13 protein-coding genes and 3 rRNA genes are annotated in these 18,219 nt (G+C 66.6%); 8 read left to right on the plus strand and 8 right to left on the minus strand.

Annotated elements, in window-relative coordinates; genetic code table 11:
* The first annotated feature begins 363 nt into the window (after positions 1 to 363).
* From JOD67_RS20310 to JOD67_RS20330, 5 genes are all read left to right on the plus strand, one after another.
* A 16S ribosomal RNA gene (locus tag JOD67_RS20310) occupies positions 364 to 1,878 on the plus strand.
* Positions 1,879 to 2,242: 364 nt separating this feature from the next.
* Positions 2,243 to 5,359, plus strand: a 23S ribosomal RNA gene (locus JOD67_RS20315).
* Positions 5,360 to 5,451: 92 nt separating this feature from the next.
* Positions 5,452 to 5,568 (plus strand): 5S ribosomal RNA (gene rrf / locus JOD67_RS20320).
* The 16S, 23S and 5S rRNA genes sit together here, the layout of an rRNA operon.
* 1,165 nt (positions 5,569 to 6,733) lie before the next feature.
* Positions 6,734 to 7,624 (plus strand): tetratricopeptide repeat protein, encoded by an 891-nt coding sequence (locus JOD67_RS20325; protein WP_205119171.1) that lies wholly within the window; start codon positions 6,734 to 6,736, stop codon positions 7,622 to 7,624.
* Complete coding sequence (locus JOD67_RS20330; protein WP_205119172.1) at positions 7,621 to 8,754, plus strand: methyltransferase; 1,134 nt, start codon at positions 7,621 to 7,623, stop codon at positions 8,752 to 8,754. The genes JOD67_RS20325 and JOD67_RS20330 overlap by 4 nt, the downstream gene beginning before the upstream one ends.
* Here the strand turns inward: JOD67_RS20330 and JOD67_RS20335 are convergent.
* Together JOD67_RS20335 and JOD67_RS20340 are read right to left on the minus strand one after the other, a co-directional pair.
* On the minus strand, positions 8,751 to 9,752 hold the full coding sequence (locus JOD67_RS20335) for an HAD-IIA family hydrolase (RefSeq protein ID WP_205119173.1): 1,002 nt from the start codon (positions 9,750 to 9,752) through the stop codon (positions 8,751 to 8,753). The genes JOD67_RS20330 and JOD67_RS20335 overlap by 4 nt on opposite strands.
* Positions 9,749 to 10,177, minus strand: a complete 429-nt coding sequence (locus tag JOD67_RS20340) for a tetratricopeptide repeat protein (RefSeq protein WP_205119174.1) — start codon at positions 10,175 to 10,177, stop codon at positions 9,749 to 9,751. The genes JOD67_RS20335 and JOD67_RS20340 overlap by 4 nt, the downstream gene beginning before the upstream one ends.
* Positions 10,178 to 10,190: 13 nt before the next feature.
* Between JOD67_RS20340 and JOD67_RS20345 the strand changes: the two genes are divergently transcribed.
* Complete coding sequence (locus tag JOD67_RS20345; RefSeq protein ID WP_205119175.1) at positions 10,191 to 11,474, plus strand: DUF1015 family protein; 1,284 nt, start codon at positions 10,191 to 10,193, stop codon at positions 11,472 to 11,474.
* On the opposite strand, the gene JOD67_RS20350 is transcribed toward JOD67_RS20345, so the two are convergent.
* The 5 genes from JOD67_RS20350 to glnII form a co-directional block, all read right to left on the minus strand.
* On the minus strand, positions 11,471 to 11,821 hold the full coding sequence (locus JOD67_RS20350; RefSeq protein WP_205119176.1) for a single-stranded DNA-binding protein: 351 nt from the start codon (positions 11,819 to 11,821) through the stop codon (positions 11,471 to 11,473). The two genes, JOD67_RS20345 and JOD67_RS20350, sit on opposite strands and share 4 nt — an antisense overlap.
* Positions 11,822 to 11,953: 132 nt before the next feature.
* Positions 11,954 to 12,901, minus strand: a complete 948-nt coding sequence (locus tag JOD67_RS20355) for an NAD kinase (RefSeq protein WP_205119177.1) — start codon at positions 12,899 to 12,901, stop codon at positions 11,954 to 11,956.
* Positions 12,891 to 13,667, minus strand: a complete 777-nt coding sequence (locus JOD67_RS20360; RefSeq protein WP_205119178.1) for a TlyA family RNA methyltransferase — start codon at positions 13,665 to 13,667, stop codon at positions 12,891 to 12,893. Before JOD67_RS20360 ends, JOD67_RS20355 begins: the two co-directional genes overlap by 11 nt.
* 6 nt (positions 13,668 to 13,673) lie before the next feature.
* Positions 13,674 to 13,979 (minus strand): hypothetical protein, encoded by a 306-nt coding sequence (locus tag JOD67_RS20365; RefSeq protein ID WP_205119179.1) that lies wholly within the window; start codon positions 13,977 to 13,979, stop codon positions 13,674 to 13,676.
* 47 nt (positions 13,980 to 14,026) lie between these two features.
* Positions 14,027 to 15,025: a glutamine synthetase gene (glnII, locus tag JOD67_RS20370; RefSeq protein ID WP_205119180.1), complete on the minus strand. Its 999-nt coding sequence runs from the start codon at positions 15,023 to 15,025 to the stop codon at positions 14,027 to 14,029.
* A 78-nt stretch (positions 15,026 to 15,103) separates the two neighbouring features.
* Here glnII and JOD67_RS20375 point away from each other — a divergent pair, with 78 nt between their 5' ends.
* Positions 15,104 to 15,709, plus strand: coding sequence for a hypothetical protein (locus tag JOD67_RS20375; protein WP_205119181.1), 606 nt, complete (start codon positions 15,104 to 15,106; stop codon positions 15,707 to 15,709).
* 70 nt (positions 15,710 to 15,779) lie between these two features.
* On the plus strand, positions 15,780 to 17,534 hold the full coding sequence (gene recN, locus JOD67_RS20380) for a DNA repair protein RecN (protein ID WP_205119182.1): 1,755 nt from the start codon (positions 15,780 to 15,782) through the stop codon (positions 17,532 to 17,534).
* On the opposite strand, the gene JOD67_RS20385 is transcribed toward recN, so the two are convergent.
* Positions 17,520 to 18,089: a dihydrofolate reductase family protein gene (locus tag JOD67_RS20385; RefSeq protein WP_205119183.1), complete on the minus strand. Its 570-nt coding sequence runs from the start codon at positions 18,087 to 18,089 to the stop codon at positions 17,520 to 17,522. The genes recN and JOD67_RS20385 overlap by 15 nt on opposite strands.
* Between the last annotated feature and the right edge of the window lie 130 nt (positions 18,090 to 18,219).

Genomic DNA, 18,219 nt, shown 5'->3' on the forward strand with positions numbered 1-18,219 from the left:
AGTTGAGTGCTTCGCGCTCTCAGCACGGGGAAGTGAAGGTGGGGAGCGGGATCGGATCCAAAACGAGCGGATTTGACGGCTCAGTGAGGAACCGGTAACGTAGAGGAGTTGCCCCGGATCCGGATCGTAAGATCCAGACTGGTGCGCGCCCGATCCTTGAGAACTCAACAGCGTGCCGAAAGTCAATGCACTTTAACGCCTCGTCCAAGTCGCGAGGCGGACGGCAACACGCCGTTCGTCGGACGTCTTGAACGATTCCTTTGGTAACACGGAGCTATTACTTCCAGCTCCAAAATTGCCAGCAAAAAGCTCCATCTGAGTTTGTCGGTCAACTGCACCTCGTGTGTAGTGTCCATATGAACTTCTACGGAGAGTTTGATCCTGGCTCAGGACGAACGCTGGCGGCGTGCTTAACACATGCAAGTCGAGCGGAAAGGCCCCTTCGGGGGTACTCGAGCGGCGAACGGGTGAGTAACACGTGAGCAACCTGCCCTTCACTCTGGGATAAGCCCGGGAAACTGGGTCTAATACCGGATACGACTTCGATCGGCATCGATTGAGGTGGAAAGATTTATCGGTGAAGGATGGGCTCGCGGCCTATCAGCTTGTTGGTGGGGTAATGGCCCACCAAGGCTTCTACGGGTAGCCGGCCTGAGAGGGCGACCGGCCACACTGGGACTGAGACACGGCCCAGACTCCTACGGGAGGCAGCAGTGGGGAATATTGCGCAATGGGCGAAAGCCTGACGCAGCAACGCCGCGTGAGGGATGACGGCCTTCGGGTTGTAAACCTCTTTCAGCAGGGACGAAAACAGACGGTACCTGCAGAAGAAGCACCGGCCAACTACGTGCCAGCAGCCGCGGTAACACGTAGGGTGCGAGCGTTGTCCGGAATTATTGGGCGTAAAGGGCTCGTAGGCGGTCTGTTGCGTCGAAAGTGAAATCCCGATGCTCAACATCGGGCCTGCTTTCGATACGGGCAGACTAGAGGTAGGCAGGGGAGAATGGAATACCTGGTGTAGCGGTGGAATGCGCAGATATCAGGTGGAACACCGGTGGCGAAGGCGGTTCTCTGGGCCTTACCTGACGCTGAGGAGCGAAAGCGTGGGGAGCGAACAGGATTAGATACCCTGGTAGTCCACGCCGTAAACGTTGGGCGCTAGGTGTGGGGGGTTTTCCATGCCCTCCGTGCCGCAGCTAACGCATTAAGCGCCCCGCCTGGGGAGTACGGTCGCAAGACTAAAACTCAAAGGAATTGACGGGGGCCCGCACAAGCGGCGGAGCATGTTGCTTAATTCGATGCGACGCGAAGAACCTTACCTGGGTTTGACATGTGTGGAAATCCGGCAGAGATGTCGGGTCCGTAAGGGCCACACACAGGTGGTGCATGGCTGTCGTCAGCTCGTGTCGTGAGATGTTGGGTTAAGTCCCGCAACGAGCGCAACCCTCGTTCCATGTTGCCAGCACGTAATGGTGGGGACTCATGGGAGACTGCCGGGGTCAACTCGGAGGAAGGTGGGGACGACGTCAAGTCTTCATGCCCCTTATGTCCAGGGCTGCAAACATGCTACAATGGTCGGTACAAAGGGCTGCTAAACCGCAAGGTGGAGCGAATCCCAAAAAGCCGGCCTCAGTTCGGATCGGGGTCTGCAACTCGACCCCGTGAAGTTGGAGTCGCTAGTAATCGCAGATCAGCAACGCTGCGGTGAATACGTTCCCGGGCCTTGTACACACCGCCCGTCAAGTCATGAAAGTTGGCAACACCCGAAGCCAGTGGCCTAACCCGCAAGGGGAGGAGCTGTCTAAGGTGGGGCTGGCGATTAGGACTAAGTCGTAACAAGGTAGCCGTACCGGAAGGTGCGGCTGGATCACCTCCTTTCTAAGGAGCATTACTGGCACCCTCGAGGTGTCCAGGGCACTGCTTTCCAAGCGACTGTCTTGGAGCAGTACTTGCTCACTAATGGAACATTGACCAGTAGGCGTCCGATCGATCGATCCCGCTCAGTACTCCTCACCTCGGTGAGGGTGGAACCTGCGGAGGAGAGCGAGAGGGCGCCCAGGCACGCTGTTGGGTCCTGAGGGATCGGGCCTTGCCCTCTTTGAGGGCAGAGACGAACCTCAGTGGGCCATCCCGCGTCGAACGGCCGCGAATCCGCGGTACGCGACGAGCTCGGGAATGGATACCGCCCGTACCTTGAGAACTGCATAGTGGACGCGAGCATCTAATCTTTGTGTGTAAGCCGAGACAAGTTACTAAGGGCACACGGTGGATGCCTTGGCACCAGAAGCCGATGAAGGACGTAGGAGCCTGCGAAAAGCCCCGGGGAGTTGGCAACCGAGCTGTGATCCGGGGATGTCCGAATGGGGAAACCCGGCAGGGGTCATGCCCTGTCACCGACGCCTGAACACATAGGGCGTTCGGAGGGAACGTGGGGAAGTGAAACATCTCAGTACCCACAGGAAGAGAAAACAACAGTGATTCCGTGAGTAGTGGCGAGCGAAAGCGGAAGAGGCCAAACCGCGTACGTGTAATAGCTGGCAGGCGTTGCGTGCGCGGGGTTGTGGGACCATTCAGTTGGGGCTGCTGACCCGACAGAGAGTAAGAAATCATTGCGGAAGACGAAGTATCTGGAAATGTACGGCACAGAGGGTGAAACCCCCGTAGTCGTAACGCAATGACTCTCGAGTGTCATCCCAAGTAGCACGGAACCCCTGAAATTCCGTGCGAATCTGGCGGGACCACCCGCTAAGCCTAAATACTCTCTGGTGACCGATAGCGAACCAGTACCGTGAGGGAAAGGTGAAAAGTACCCCGGGAGGGGAGTGAAATAGTACCTGAAACCGTGTGCCTACAAACCGTTGGAGCGGTTCTTCGGAACTGTGACAGCGTGCCTTTTGAAGAATGAGCCTGCGAGTTAGTGGTATGTGGCGAGGTTAACCCGTGTGGGGAAGCCGTAGCGAAAGCGAGTCCGAATAGGGCGTCCAGTCGCATGCTCTAGACCCGAAGCGGAGTGATCTATCCATGGCCAGGGTGAAGCGCGGGTAAGACCGCGTGGAGGCCCGAACCCACCGGCGTTGAAAAGCCGGGGGATGAGCTGTGGATAGGGGTGAAAGGCCAATCAAACTCCGTGATAGCTGGTTCTCCCCGAAATGCATATAGGTGCAGCGTCGCGTGTTTCCTGCCGGAGGTAGAGCACTGGATGGACTAGGGGGCCTACAAGCTTACCGAATTCAGCCAAACTCCGAATGCCGGTAGGTGAGAGCGCGGCAGTGAGACTGTGGGGGATAAGCTTCATAGTCGAGAGGGAAACAGCCCAGATCACCAGCTAAGGCCCCTAAGCGATTGCTAAGTGGAAAAGGATGTGGAGTCGCAGAGACAACCAGGAGGTTGGCTTAGAAGCAGCCACCCTTGAAAGAGTGCGTAATAGCTCACTGGTCAAGTGATTCTGCGCCGACAATGTAGCGGGGCTCAAGCAATCCGCCGAAGCTGTGGCATTCACATATTAGTTCGGCCGAATCCTTCGGGGCTCGGTCCAGACGTGTGGATGGGTAGGGGAGCGTCGTGTGGCGCGGGAAGCGGCAGGGGAACCTAGCCGTGGATGCTACACGAGTGAGAATGCAGGCATGAGTAGCGAAAGAGGGGTGAGAAACCCCTCCGCCGAATGACCAAGGGTTCCAGGGCCAGGCTAATCCGCCCTGGGTAAGTCGGGACCTAAGGCGAGGCCGACAGGCGTAGTCGATGGACAACGGGTTGATATTCCCGTACCCGCTTTATCGCGCCCATGCTGAATCTAGTGATGCTAAGTGCCCAAAGCTCGGTGCGTCCTTCGGGACAATCTGAGTGGAGCGCGCGACCCGAACTAGTAGTAGGCAAACGATGGGGTGACGCAGGAAGGTAGCTCTACGCGGCGATGGTAGTCCGCGAGCAAGGGTGTAGGGCGAGCTGTAGGCAAATCCGCAGCTCACATAGCCTGAGACCTGACGCCGAGCCGATTGAGGCGAAGTGAGTGATCCTATGCTGCCAAGAAAAACCTCTAGTGAGTGATAAGGCGGCCCGTACCCCAAACCGACACAGGTGGTCAGGTAGAGAATACCAAGGCGATCGGGCGAACCATGGTTAAGGAACTCGGCAAAATGCCCCCGTAACTTCGGGAGAAGGGGGACCGGATTCGTAAGGGGACTTGCTCCCCGCAGCGATGAAGGTCGCAGAGACCAGGCCCAAGCGACTGTTTACTAAAAACACAGGTCCATGCTAAGTCGCAAGACGATGTATATGGACTGACGCCTGCCCGGTGCTGGAACGTTAAGGGGACCGGTTAGTTCTTCGGAACGAAGCTGAGAACTTAAGCGCCAGTAAACGGCGGTGGTAACTATAACCATCCTAAGGTAGCGAAATTCCTTGTCGGGTAAGTTCCGACCTGCACGAATGGCGTAACGACTTGGGCGCTGTCTCAACCATGGACCCGGCGAAATTGCACTACGAGTAAAGATGCTCGTTACGCGCAGCAGGACGGAAAGACCCCGGGACCTTTACTATAGCTTGGTATTGGTGTTCGGTTCGGCTTGTGTAGGATAGGTGGGAGACTTTGAAGTCGTCACGCCAGTGGCGGTGGAGTCAACGTTGAAATACCACTCTGGTCGAATTGGATGTCTAACCTAGGTCCGTTATCCGGATCAGGGACAGTGCCTGGTGGGTAGTTTAACTGGGGCGGTTGCCTCCCAAAAGGTAACGGAGGCGCCCAAAGGTTCCCTCAGCCTGGTTGGCAATCAGGTGTTGAGTGTAAGTGCACAAGGGAGCTTGACTGTGAGACCGACGGGTCAAGCAGGGACGAAAGTCGGGACTAGTGAACCAGCGGTGGCTTGTGGAAGCGCCGGTGTTCAACGGATAAAAGGTACCCCGGGGATAACAGGCTGATCTTGCCCAAGAGTCCATATCGACGGCATGGTTTGGCACCTCGATGTCGGCTCGTCGCATCCTGGGGCCGGAGTAGGTCCCAAGGGTTGGGCTGTTCGCCCATTAAAGCGGTACGCGAGCTGGGTTTAGAACGTCGTGAGACAGTTCGGTCCCTATCCGCTGTGCGCGCAGGAGACTTGAGAAGGGCTATCCCTAGTACGAGAGGACCGGGATGGACGAACCTCTGGTGTGTCAGTTGTTCTGCCAAGAGCACCGCTGATTTGCTACGTTCGGAAGTGATAACCGCTGAAGGCATCTAAGCGGGAAGCACGCTTCAAGATGAGGTCTCCCACTGGGTAACCAGGTAAGGCCCCCAGTAGACGACTGGGTTGATAGGCCGGAAGTGTAAGTGAGGACTAAAGACTCATGTAGCTGACCGGTACTAATAGGCCGAGGACTTGTCCCTTACACACAATTTGCTTTTTATGCGCTTGCGTCCACTATGCGGTTCCCGAGATACGGTCGGTGAATCATCCTGGCCCGATATCTCAATAGAGTTACGGCGGTCATGGCGAAGGGGAAACACCCGGTCCCATTCCGAACCCGGAAGTTAAGCTCTTCAGCGCCGATGGTACTGCAGACGAGGGTCTGTGGGAGAGTAGGACGCCGCCGGACATCTTCCTCTAAAGGCCACCTTCGGGTGGCCTTTAGAGTTGTTGGTGGAAGAATTCGCAGTCCGGCTCGTCGAAGAAGCCCTAACAGAGGACCTCGAGCCGCCTGGCGGCGGTAGCGGGCGGCGAAACTGAGCGTGCCGGGGCTGCGACAATGGGACTAGCCGCTGTCCGAGGAGTAGGGCGACGCTATGGCCGGCCAAGCTGGCGACGACAAGGAACGACCCCGCGACGACGACCGGCGCAACGATGGCCGAGGTCGCGACCGCGGCAATGACAACCGCCGTAACGACCGCAATGACCGCAGCGATCGCGGCCGCCCCACTCGAGGCGGCAACGACCGCTCTGCTGGTCGTGGCGGTGATCGTGGTGGCTACCGCGGTGACAAGCCCCGTGACGACCGTTCCGGTGGACCCCGACGCGATGACCGCGCCGGTGGCCAACGTGGTTCTGGTGGTTCGGGTGGTGCTGACCGTCCACGCAGATCCTTCGACCGTGACGCGCCTCGCAGCGACCGTGGCGGTAACGCCGGCAGCGACCGTCCGCGTCGTACCTTCGATCGCGACGCCCCTCGTGGTGCCCCTCGTGGCGACCGAGACCGTAGTGCCGGTGGTGAGCGTCCACGCAGATCCTTCGACCGCGACGCGCCACGCAGCGACCGCGGCGGAGCTCCGCGCAGCGGTGCGCCTCGCAGCGGCGGCGGCTTCCGCGGGCGCCCCACAGACAATCCCCGCGACAGATCCCGTGACGACCGTTCCGGCGGACCCCGACGCGACGACCGCGCCGGCGGCTCTGGTGGTTCTGGTAGCTCCGACCGTCCACGCCGGTCCTTCGACCGTGACGCCCCTCGCAGCGGCGGCCGTCCGACGGGTGGCTCGCGCGACCAGGGCCGTGGAGCTCCCCGCGACGACCGGTCCGGTGGCTCCGACCGTCCGCGCCGCTCGTTCGACCGCGACGCGCCTCGAGGCGGCGACCGTGGCCGCGGTGCCCCGCGCGGCGACAGCCCGCGTGGTGGCGGGTTCCGCGACCGGCCACGCGACAACGGACCGCGCCGCGATCGCGAGGACCGGCCACCGACGCGCGATCACCTCGAGCCGGACGAGCCGCTCGTACCCGAGGAGATCACCGGCGAGGAGCTGGACCCCGACGTCCGCCGCGAGCTCTCCACGTTGTCCAAGCGGGCCTCGGAGCACGTGGCGAAGCACCTGGTGGCCGCGGCGGAGTTCCTCGAGGAGGATCCCGAGCGAGCGCTGGCGCACGCGAACGCGGCCCGCAAGCACGGGGCCCGGCTGGCTGTCGTGCGCGAGACGATCGGGTACGCGGCCTATGCCGCCGGCAACTACGAGCAAGCCCTGGGCGAGCTGCGGGCAGCGCGCCGGCTGAACGGTTCGAACGAGTACCTCCCCGTCCTGGCCGACTGCGAACGAGGCCTGGGTCGTCCGGAGCGTGCGTTGGAGCTGGCGTCGAGCAAGGAAGGAAAGACGCTCGACAAGGCCGGCCAAATCGAGCTCCGCATCGTCGAAGCGGGAGCCCGCCGCGACCTGGGAGAGCCGGAAGCAGCATTGCGCGCCCTGACGATCCCGGACCTGGAGAGCAAGTCCACCGCCGAGTGGGTTGCCCGCCTCCGCTACACGTACGCCGACACGCTCGAGTCCCTGGGCCGCACCGAAGAAGCAGCCGCCTGGTTCGCTCGAGCAGCAGTAGCCGACGAGGACGACCTCACCGACGCCGCCGACCGCCACGCCGCCCTCACCACCACGACGCCCGCACCCGAGAGCGTCGATGACGTGGCTGACCCCGCGAGCGCAGCGAGCAGTGCAGACGACACCATCGCCGACGATCGCACTGACGTTGCCGACGATGGCGCTGCCGAAGGCAGCCCCGCGGCGAGCACTTCAGCTGGCGCTGAGGCGGAGTCCATCGACAAGGCCGACGCTGTCGACGACGGTGACGGTGCCGATGACGCGTCCACTGACGAGCAGGACCGAGCGGTGCCGCCGATCGCCCTCTTCAGCCACCCTGATCCCGATCCACTCCGACCTGACGCCGAATCCTCATGAGACGACGCAGCGGCAAGGGCAAGGCCGCTCCTCCTGTCCGCCGTGCTGAGACGCGGGTGGGGGAGCGGTCCGTGCGGGCCGCTACTCCCACGAGGCGGATCGAGCTCACCTTCCTGCCTGGTCTCAAACAGACCGTCGAGGCCGAGGTGCGCGAACACCTCCCCACGCTCCGCGACGTCAAAGTCGTGCCCGGGCGAGACGACGCCGTGTGGATCGAGTACCCCGACGCCTGGGGGCGCCTGCTCGGGCTCCGCACGGTGGTTGCCCCGTTCGCCGTCCTCACGTTCCCCGTTCCGCGGCCCCGTTCGCTCACCAGCCCGGACCACCTCGGCACGATCGCCCGGACGGTGGGCATCGTCGGCAAGCTCAACCAAGCCACCCCGCCCACCTCGTTCCGCATCGACGCGGCCGGCCACGATTCGCCGACGTTCCAGCGGATCGCCGAGCTGGTCGCCACCGAGACGGGGCTCGAGTACGACGAGACCGATGGGGACGTCGTTCTCCGGTTCCGTCCGTCCGCCGTCATCAAGGAGGGCTGGGACGTCCTCGTCCGGCTCTCCACCCGTCCGCTTTCGCAACGGACCTGGCGGGTACGCGACCTTCCCGGCGCCGTCAATGCCACCATCGCTGCCGCGATCGTTCGCGCGACGAAGCCGCAACCGGGCGATCGCGTCGCCAATCTCATGTGCGGCTCCGGCACGCTGTTGATCGAACGTCTGCAGGTCGCTCCCGCCAAGTTCGCGCTCGGCGTCGACAACGACCCGGCGGCGGTCGCCGACTGCACCGCGAACCTGCGGGCCGCCGGCCTCCGCGACCGCGTCCAACTGGTCGAGGAGGACCTCGCCGGCGACGGCTGGGCGCAATATGGTCCGTTCGACCTGCTGCTCGCCGACCCGCCCTGGGGCGGACTCGTCGGCGACCACGCCACGAACGACGAGCTCTACCCGCTGCTGCTCGACCGGGCCGCCGACGTCGCCGCGCCGAACGCGCGGTTCGCCGTCCTCACCCACGAGATCAAGCTGCTCGAACGCTGCCTCCAGGACACCAAGTCCTGGCGCCAGGAGAGCTCGCTCAGCGTCTACCAGAAGGGTCCGCAGCCCAGGATCTTCCTGCTGCGCAAGGTGAACTAGCCGAGCTGATCCAGTGCCGCCGCGGCGTCGAGGTCGCCCGGCTCGGGTATGGCCCACGCGGCCGCCAGCATCGCCCGCGCGCCGTCCAGCCGGTCGCCCTCGCCCGACAGCCGTACGGTCTTGTCCTCGACCGACGCCTCCCAGCCACCGCATCGAGCCACCGAGCCGTCCAGTTCAGCTGCCGGATGCGGAACGAACAGACCGCCCAGATCGGCCGAGACGTACGTCGGCCGCTGCTTCGGCGGCGCTGTCACCAGCAGGGCCAGGTCCGTCACGCCGGTGAGCACGAGCAGGCTCGGCATGTCCGACGCGTTCGCGCCCTCGATGTCGGTGTCCAGCCGGTCGCCGACGACCAACGGCCGCGACCCACCCGACCGAGAGAGCGCCTCGAAGAACAGCGGCGGCTCGGGTTTGCCCGCCACCACCGGGCTCCGGCTGGTCGCGATCCGCAGCGTCTCGATCAAAGCGCCATTGCCGGGTGCGACGCCGCCCTCGGTCGGCAGCGTGAGGTCGGCGTTCGACGCCACCCACGGGATGCCGGTCGCGAGCGCGTACGCGCCCTCGGCGAGCTGCCTCCAGCTGAGGTCCGGATGGAATCCCTGAACCACGGCCACCGGCGCGTCCGTGGCCTTCGCCACCGGCACCAGCCCGCGTTCACGCAAGGCTGCGTTCAGGCCCTCGCCGCCGACGACGAGCACCGACGACCCCTTCGGCACGCGATCGGCGACCATGCTGGCCGCTGCCTGCGCGGAGGTCACGACGTCCTCGACCACCGACGGGATGCCGAGCCGGTCCAGGTGTTCGACGACGGCCTCCGGCGGGCGGGAGGCGTTGTTGGTCACGTACAGGATCCGCACCGAACGGGACCGCAGCTCGGCCATGTGCTCCGGCGCGCCCGGCACCGCAGACGGCCCGAGATAGACGACGCCGTCAAGATCGAACAGCGCGACGTCATACAGCTCGGACAGCGGTTGGTCGGCCCCCTGCAACCAGGTCACTCGGCTGCCTCGCGGGCCTTGAGCGTGGCTCGTACCTGGCGAAGTGCCGTCGAGTAGGGCTTCGCGCCAGGGCGCATCGCGGCCGCGATGGCCAGGTGGCCGACCGCGGTCTGGTGCTGGCCCATCCGGCTCAGCGCGAGGCCGAGGCCGAAGTGCGCGTAGTCGTCGGCCGGGTTCTCCTCGACGAGTCCCTCGAAAGTCTGCGCCGACTCGGCGAACTGCCGGCAGTTGAACAGCGCCCGCGCGAGCGCCTCGCGGATGGAGTGCGACGCCGGCTCGGCCGCGCGCGCGTGCGCGAGAACCTGGGCGGCGGCCGCCGCCTCGCCGCGGGACAACAGGTCCAGCCCACGTCGGTACCAGTCGTAGACGTCGCCGCCGGGCTGCCCGGTGCTGGGGCTTCCGGTGCCGGTCCGCTGCTGCTCCACCTAGGCTCCCCTCGTGACCAGTTCCGCGACCGACGCCGCTGCTCGAGCCGACTCCGGACCGCGAGGCTTGGCTCTCCACCCGTTCCGCGGCCTGCGGTTCGCCGCTGACCGGGTCGGCGATCTGGCTGCCGTGACCTCGCCTCCGTACGACATGCTCGACGCTGAGACAGTCGCGGCGTTGCGAGCCACCGCGCAGCACAACGTGGTCCGTCTCATCCTCCCACGCGACACCAACCCTGGCGCTGGCCTAGATCAGACAGGTCGGTACCGCCAGGCAGGCACGACCTTCCGCGGATGGCGGCGCGATGGCGTGCTGGTGACGGACTCGCGGCCGGGGCTCTACGTGTACGAGCAGGCCGGTGCCGTCCGCCAGCGCGGGCTGATCGGCGCGCTCGGGTTGCGCGAGCCGGAGGAGCGGATCGTGCTGCCGCACGAGGACGTGCAGCCGGGTCCGGTGGCGGACCGGCTGGCACTGATGCAGGCGTGCGAGGCGAACCTCGAGCCGATCCTGCTCGTCTACGACGGCGGGGGAGCGGCGAGCGAGGTGGTGGAGCTGACGGCAGCTGACGAGCCGCTGTTCACGGTGCGGACGGACGACGGCATCGAGCACCGGCTGTGGCCCGTGACCTCACCGTCGTCTTTGGCCGCGATCGCCGCCGATCTGTTGCCTCGGCAGGCGTTGATCGCCGATGGGCACCACAGGTACGCGACCTATCGGAAGTTGCGGGACGAGCATCGGAAGGCTGGTGCGGGCATGGGGCCGTGGGACTCCGGGCTGGCGCTGCTCGTCGACCAGACCGCGTACCCGCTGCGGGTCAGCGCGATCCACCGCACTGTGGCGGGGCTGCCCCTGGACAAGGCGGTGTCAGCGCTGTCGGTCGACTTCGCTGCTGTCGACTTCGGCTCCGACACTTCCGCCGCCCGCTCGGCCCTGGCGGCGAGTTGTGGTCGCGAGCCCGGCTTCCTGTGCACCGACGGGTCGTCGTGGGTGCTGCTGCGCGGCGGCGCGTACGTGGGGCCGGAACCGGAGCTCGACATCGAGGTCCTCCGGCTCACGCTCGAGCGGCGGCTCGGCCTGGACGACGCCCAGGTCGGCTACGCCCACGACGAACCCTCCGCGCTCCGAGCCGCCCACCGAGGCGGCGGCGTGGCCATCCTGGTGAACCCGGTGGACGTCGCGACGGTGCAGCGGGTGGCCCAGAGCGGTGGCCGGATGCCCCGCAAGTCGACCTCCTTCGGCCCCAAACCCCGCACCGGCTTCGTCATGCGCGCCTTCCACGAGGACGCGGACAGCTAGGCGGCTTTGAGGAGGCGCTTGGCGCCGGACACCTCGACCTCGTAGCGGCTGATGGCGCCGCCGTCGATGCGTTGGAAGCGGCGGCGCAGAGCGCCGGTGACCTCCACGACGTCGCCGGGTTGGAAGCGTTCCAGTGTCTTCTTCGCACGACCGGTCCAGGCGCCGCAGTCGATCGTGTCGATGGTCGGCGAGTTCGGTCGTGGTCGCGCGCCCTTGCGCTTCACGATCACGCGTACCGAGACGATCGAGTCGCCGCTCGGCAGTTCGCGTACCTGAGGCGTGGCCGACACCTTGCCGACCAGCGTCACCTCGTTCTTGTCGTCGAGAGGGCTCGTCTCGGCGCTCATCGCAGGTCACCTTCATCCGTCGAGAAACTAGGAAGGCGATCACTCTCCCGCGAAGCAAACATCAACGCAGGCGCCCAAGCAGCATCTGTGGACAACCAGCCACCCACCGCAGCTGTGGACAGAACGCGACCTCTAAGACCCAGAAACCCGCTGGTTCGCCGCAGCCCGTCCCACAGCCTCCGAGACGTTCCGCCGCCCCCGCCACCCCTCGACGGGCAGGTCGAACTTCGCCACCAACCGGTCGGTGAACGGCCCCAAATGCAGCCGCGCCAACCGCACCGGCTTCGCCCCGCGCCGCACCTCGATCCGCGCGCCAGGCGCCAGGTCCTCCGTACGCCGACCGTCGCACCACAGCACCCCAGGACCAGGGTTGCGATGCTGCAACTCCACCGCGATCACCGACGACGGAGCCACCACCAGAGGCCGCGCGAACAGGGCATGCGCCGACAACGGAACGACCAGCAAAGCCTCCACCGAAGGCCACACGATCGGCCCACCAGCCGAGAACGCGTACGCCGTCGAGCCCGTCGGCGTCGCGGCCACGATCCCGTCCCCACCCCACGAGGACAGCGGCCGGCCGTCGATCTCGACGACGACCTCGAGCATCCGTTCCCGCGCGGACTTCTCCACGCTCGCCTCGTTCAAAGCCCACTGCCGGCTCACGACAGACCCGTCGAGCGTGACGGTGACATCGATCGTCATCCGCTCCTCGACCGTGTACTTGTGGTGCACCACGTGGTCGATCGTCACGTCGAGGTCGTCCCGCTCGGACTCGGCCAGGAAGCCGACGTGCCCGAGGTTCACGCCCAGCAGCGGTACGTCGGACCCGCGCGCCATCTCCGCGCCGCGCAGGATCGTGCCGTCGCCGCCGAGCACCATGACGATCTCGCACTTGTTCGCGGCCGACTCGGTCGCGGCAACCGCCCCCGCGCCGTCGATCGCGAGGTCGGCGAAGTCGGGGTCCAGTACGCACACGCCCACGCCGGCGCGACCCAGCCGAGCCGCGGCCTCGCGGGCCAGATGCACCGCGCCCGGCCGGCCGGTGTGGACGACCAGGAGTACGCGCCGATCAGTCTTCACTCAAGCCTCCGAGATCGAGCGGCCCAGCGCCGGCACGAAGCCACAAGAAGTACTCCACGTTGCCCGCCGGGCCGGGCAGCGGACTCCGGCTCAGCCCGCAAACGCCCAGCCCCAACGAGGCGGCCGCCGACGCGACCGTACGGATCGACTCGGCGTGCAGCTCGGGATCCTTCACCACGCCGCCCTTGCTGATCCGGGCGCGACCGACCTCGAACTGAGGCTTGACGAGCAGCACGAAGTCGGCCTCCTCGGTCGCGGAAGCTCGCAGCGCCGGAAGTACGAGCGTCAGCGAGATGAACGACAGATCGGCGACCACGAGTTCCACAACGCCGCCGATCTGCTCGGCGGTCAGGTCGCGAACGTTCATCCGCTCGTACACAGCGACCCGCGGATCCGCCCGCAACTGCGGCACGAGCTGGTCGTGCCCGACGTCGACGGCGACGACCATCGAGGCCCCGCGATCCAACAGCACCTCGGTGAACCCGCCGGTCGAAGCACCAGCGTCGAGACACCGCCGACCCGCGACCATCAGGGAAGGGAACGCCGCCAAGGCGCCGACCAGCTTGTCTCCGCCGCGCGACACGTAGTTCCCGACACCGCTCTTGGCGACGGACACCACAGCACCGTCGGGCACAGCCGTCGCCGGCTTGCTCACGGCACGTCGACCGATCCGAACGCGGCCGGCGGCCACCAGTTCGGCGGCGTGCTCCCGAGAGCGCGCCAGCCCGCGGCGGACCAGCTCAGCGTCCACCCGTACCCGGCTCACCGTGCCTCACCTACCGTGCGGCCGTTCTTGCTCGTCGACCGCGGTCACCAGCGTCTCGTGCAGCCGGCGGTGGGCGTCCTCGTAGATCTCGACGTGCTCGGCGGTCTCCAGGTCGGCGACCTGCCCGACGCTCTCGAGGACGTCGTCGACCTCGCTGTTGCCGGTCGGCTCCAACCCGCCGCTCTGTGCTGCCGGGACAGGCACAGGCGCGGCAGCCTCGTCAGGCACCTCGTCCACAACGTCGTCAGAGACGTCGGAGTCGTCGAACGTGTCCACCGGCTCGTCGAACGGTACGTCCTGCTGTTCGTCCACGCCGCGACCCTAACTCGCGCCGGGTCGCGGCGCAGACACGGCCCGGCTTAGTGAGCCGCGCTACAGACCGTGTCGGTGATCAGCCGCGTCACCACGTACGGGTCCACGTTCGCGTTCGGCCGCCGGTCCTCGATGTAGCCCTTCTGGTCCTGCGCGACCTGCCACGGGATCCGCACCGACGCGCCCCGGTCGGACACGCCGTACGAGTACTCCGTCCACGGCGCGGTCTCGTGTGAACCGGTCAACCGGTTCTCGATCCCGGCACCGTAGTTGCGGACGTGCTCCTCGGCGTTCTTCCCCAGCGCCTCGCACGCGGAGATGATCGGGTCGTACGAGGAACGCATTGCCTTCGTGGAGAAGTTCGTGTGGCAGCCCGCCCCGTTCCAGTCGCCCTGCACCGGCTTCGGGTCGAGCGTCGCGGTGACGCCGAAGTTCTCCGCGATCCGGTACAGCAGCCAGCGCGCGACCCACAGCTGGTCCGCCACGTCCAGCGGCGACAGCGGTCCGACCTGGAACTCCCACTGCCCGGGCATGACCTCGGCGTTGATGCCGGAGATCGACAGCCCCGCCTCGAGGCAGGCGTCCAGATGCGCCTCGACGACGTCCCGCCCGTACACCTCGTCCGCGCCGACACCGCAGTAGTAGAACCCCTGCGGCGCCGGGAAGCCACCCGACGGGAAGCCCAGCGGCCGGCCGTCCTTGAAGAACGTGTACTCCTGCTCGAGCCCGAACAGCGGCTCGGCAGAGGCGTACTCGGTCGCGATCGGGGTCAGCGCCGCGCGCGTGTTGCTCGGGTGCGGTGTCCCGTCCACCAGCTCGACCTCGGCGAGCACCAGCACGTGGGCGCCGCCGCGGATCGGGTCCGGGCAGGAGAACACCGGACGCAGTACGCAGTCGGACTTGTCGCCGGGCGCCTGGTTGGTGCTCGATCCGTCGAACCCCCAGATGGGCAGCTCGGCGCCGTCGGGCAGCACCTTGGTCTTCGACCGGAGTCGCGCGGTGGGTTGGGTGCCGTCGATCCAGATGTATTCAGCCTTGTAAGTCACCAGCTCGACGGTGCCAACGCGAGCGACAAGTGCTGTATCGAACGTGTGAAGTCCGCGTTACATCTATTCTCCTTGGCCATGGTCGCCGGTGTGATCGCCGCCGTGTTCCTGGCCGGGGCGACGACGTTCATCGGCCTCCTCGCCGGGCCGGTCGGCCTGGTGCTCGGCGCGCTCGTCGGCCTGCCGCTCGGCGCCGCGTTCGGGTGGGCGATCGGCTCGACGCGGGCGTACGACCTCCGCACGCCGCGCGGCCTGCTCGCGTACGTCGTCGACTTCACCTGGAGCCTGCCGAACACGATCGCCGGCGCCATGTTCCTGGCCATCAACCTCGCCCGCGGCAACAAGGTCGAGCCGACCTACACCGAAGGCAAGCGGTGCGTGCATCTCGGCAAGGGCACGTTCCCCGGCTACCTCACCACGATCGGCCCGGTGATCGCCGGCGTCAGCGAGAACGTGCACGCCCACGAGCACGGCCACATCCTGCAGGCACGCATCTTCGGTCCGCTCTATCTGCCGGCCGTCGCCGCGAACTGGGTGATCGCCACCGTGCTGCCGTTCTGGCTGCTGTACCACGACCACGCGAGGTACCCGATCAAGAACGTGCGCGCGTACTTCCTCGACGGCGTCTACCCGCACAACTGGAACGAGGCCTGGTGCTACCGGCGGTACGGGCCTCAGCGCTGACTGGGAGGTTCTCCACAGCCGCAGCGTGGGGCCGCAGCAGTGTCGCTCGCCGGGGCTAGGCTCGGCAGCGATGCTGGAAGAGATTCGCATCCAAGGTCTCGGCGTGATCGAGGACGCCGAGTTGGAGCTCGACCCGGGACTCACCGTCGTGACCGGGGAGACAGGCGCGGGCAAGACCATGGTGGTCACCGGCCTGTCCCTGCTGCTCGGCGGCCGCGCCGACCCGGGGCTGGTCCGACCGAGCGTCGACCGGGCGATCGTCGAGGGCCGCGTACGGCTGGACCCGAAGTCGCCCGCGGCCGAGCGCGCCCAAGAAGCCGGCGCGACGCTCGAGGACGACACGCTGATCATCGTCCGTACGGTTTCCCGCGAGGGCCGCTCCCGCGCGTTCGCCGGCGGGACGAGCGTGCCCAACAGCGTGCTCGGCGACCTCGCCGAGGACCTCGTCGCGCTGCACGGCCAGAACGACCAGATCCAGCTGCTCCGCCCGGCGCGGCAGCGGCTGATCCTGGACCGCTACGCCGGCGACCCCGTCGCCAAGCCGCTGGCCATCTATCGCGAGAAGTACCAGCGCCTCGCCGCCGTCGATGCCGAGCTGGCCGACCTGGTCGCCCGCGCGCGGGACCGCGCCCAAGAGGCCGATCTGCTGAGGTTCGGCCTCGGCGAGATCGAGGCCGTCGACCCGCAGCCCGGCGAGGACGACGAGCTCTCCACCGAGTCGGGAAGGCTCGGCCATGCCGACGCGTTGCGGCGCAGCGCCGAGGAGGCCCACCTCGCGCTCGTCGGCGACGAGGACCCCAGCGCGAGCGCGACCGACGTTCTCACCCTGCTCGCCTCTGCGCGCAAGTCGCTCGACGGCGTCCGCGAGCACGACCCGCAGCTCGCGGCGCTGTCGGACCGGGTCGCGGAGGCGTCGATGCTCGTCGCCGACGCCGGCGCCGACCTCGCGTCGTACGCCGCGGGCGTCGACACCGACCCCGCCCGACTGCAGGCCGTGGGGGAGCGCCGCGCCGCCCTGGCGGCGCTGACGAGGAAGTACGGCGACACCGTCGACGAGGTCCTCGCCTGGTCCGCCAAGGCCGCCGAACGGCTCGCCGACCTGGACGGCTCCGACGACCGCATCGACACGCTGAGGTCCGAACGCGCCGCGCAGTTCGCCGAGCTCGGCGAGCTCGCGACCACGATCTCCAACGAACGCCAGATCGCCGCCGAACGCCTCGGCGAGGCGGTCTCCGAGGAGCTCACCGCGCTCGCGATGCCGCACGCCGTCCTGACCGCGTCGGTCACGCAGACCGACGCGACCGACAACGGGCTGGACGTCGACGGCCGCCAGCTCTCCTACGGCCCGCACGGCGTCGACGACATCGAGCTACTGCTCACCCCGCACCGCGGCGCCCCGGCGAGGCCGGTCCAGCGCGGCGCGTCCGGCGGTGAGCTGTCGCGGGTGATGCTCGCGGTCGAGGTGGTGTTCGCCGGCACGGACGGCGTTCCCACGTTCGTCTTCGACGAGGTCGACGCCGGCGTCGGCGGCAAGGCCGCGGTCGAGATCGGCCGCCGCCTCGCGATGCTCGCCAAGGCCGCGCAGGTCGTCGTGGTCACGCACCTGCCGCAGGTCGCCGCGTTCGCCGACCGGCACTACGTCGTACGCAAGGCCGACGACGGCTCGGTCACGCGCAGCGGGCTCGTGAGGCTGGACGACCAGAGCCGGGTCGAGGAGCTGGCCCGGATGCTCGCGGGCCTCGAGGACTCCGCGAGCGCCCGGGCGCACGCCGAAGAGCTGCTCGCGACGGCAGCGAAGTCGCGCAAGAAGTCACGCCGTCGCTGAGGGCGCTGAGTACGACAGCTCGACCAGACCGGACGGGTACGGCTTCGCGTCCCGCAGCGTCAGCGGACGGCGTTCGGCGAGGTCAGCGAACATCGACCCGCCACGACCGACCACGGTCGGGCTGACCTTCAGCCAGTACTCGTCGACGAGCTCCGCCGCCACCAGCGACCGCAGCGTCTTCACGCCGCCGAACGCCACCAGCGCCTGGCCGGACGACTCCTTCAGCTGCCGCACGTTCTCCACCCCATCGCCGGCGAGCAGGGTCGTGCCCTCCCAGATCGAGACGTCGAAGCCGGGATCGGTGGACAGCACGACCTTCGGTGTCTCGTTCAGCCACTTCGCCATGTCGCCTTCCGCGGTCGACCAGAAGGCGTGCATGTCGAGGAACGTCTGGCGCCCGGCGACCCAGGTGTCGGCCGTCGACCGGAACCGCGCGGCCAGCTCGTTCTCCTGCTGCCGGTCGGGGGTGATGAACTCCAGCGAGGCGAGGGTGTCGCCCGCTCCGGACATGAAGCCGTCGACGGTCAGGTTGCACGAAACGATGAGTGATCTCATGCCCAGCCACGCTAGGTCGGCCAGCACCTGACCCGAATCCGTTCCCAGTTAGGTACTTCTCATCGCCGCAGCGCGCCGCTATGTGCGGTACGCGTGCTTTGCCCGATATCGCGCCACGCCGGAGTCGACC

Source organism: Tenggerimyces flavus (genome assembly GCF_016907715.1).
GTDB classification, from domain to species: Bacteria; Actinomycetota; Actinomycetes; order Propionibacteriales; family Actinopolymorphaceae; genus Tenggerimyces; species Tenggerimyces flavus.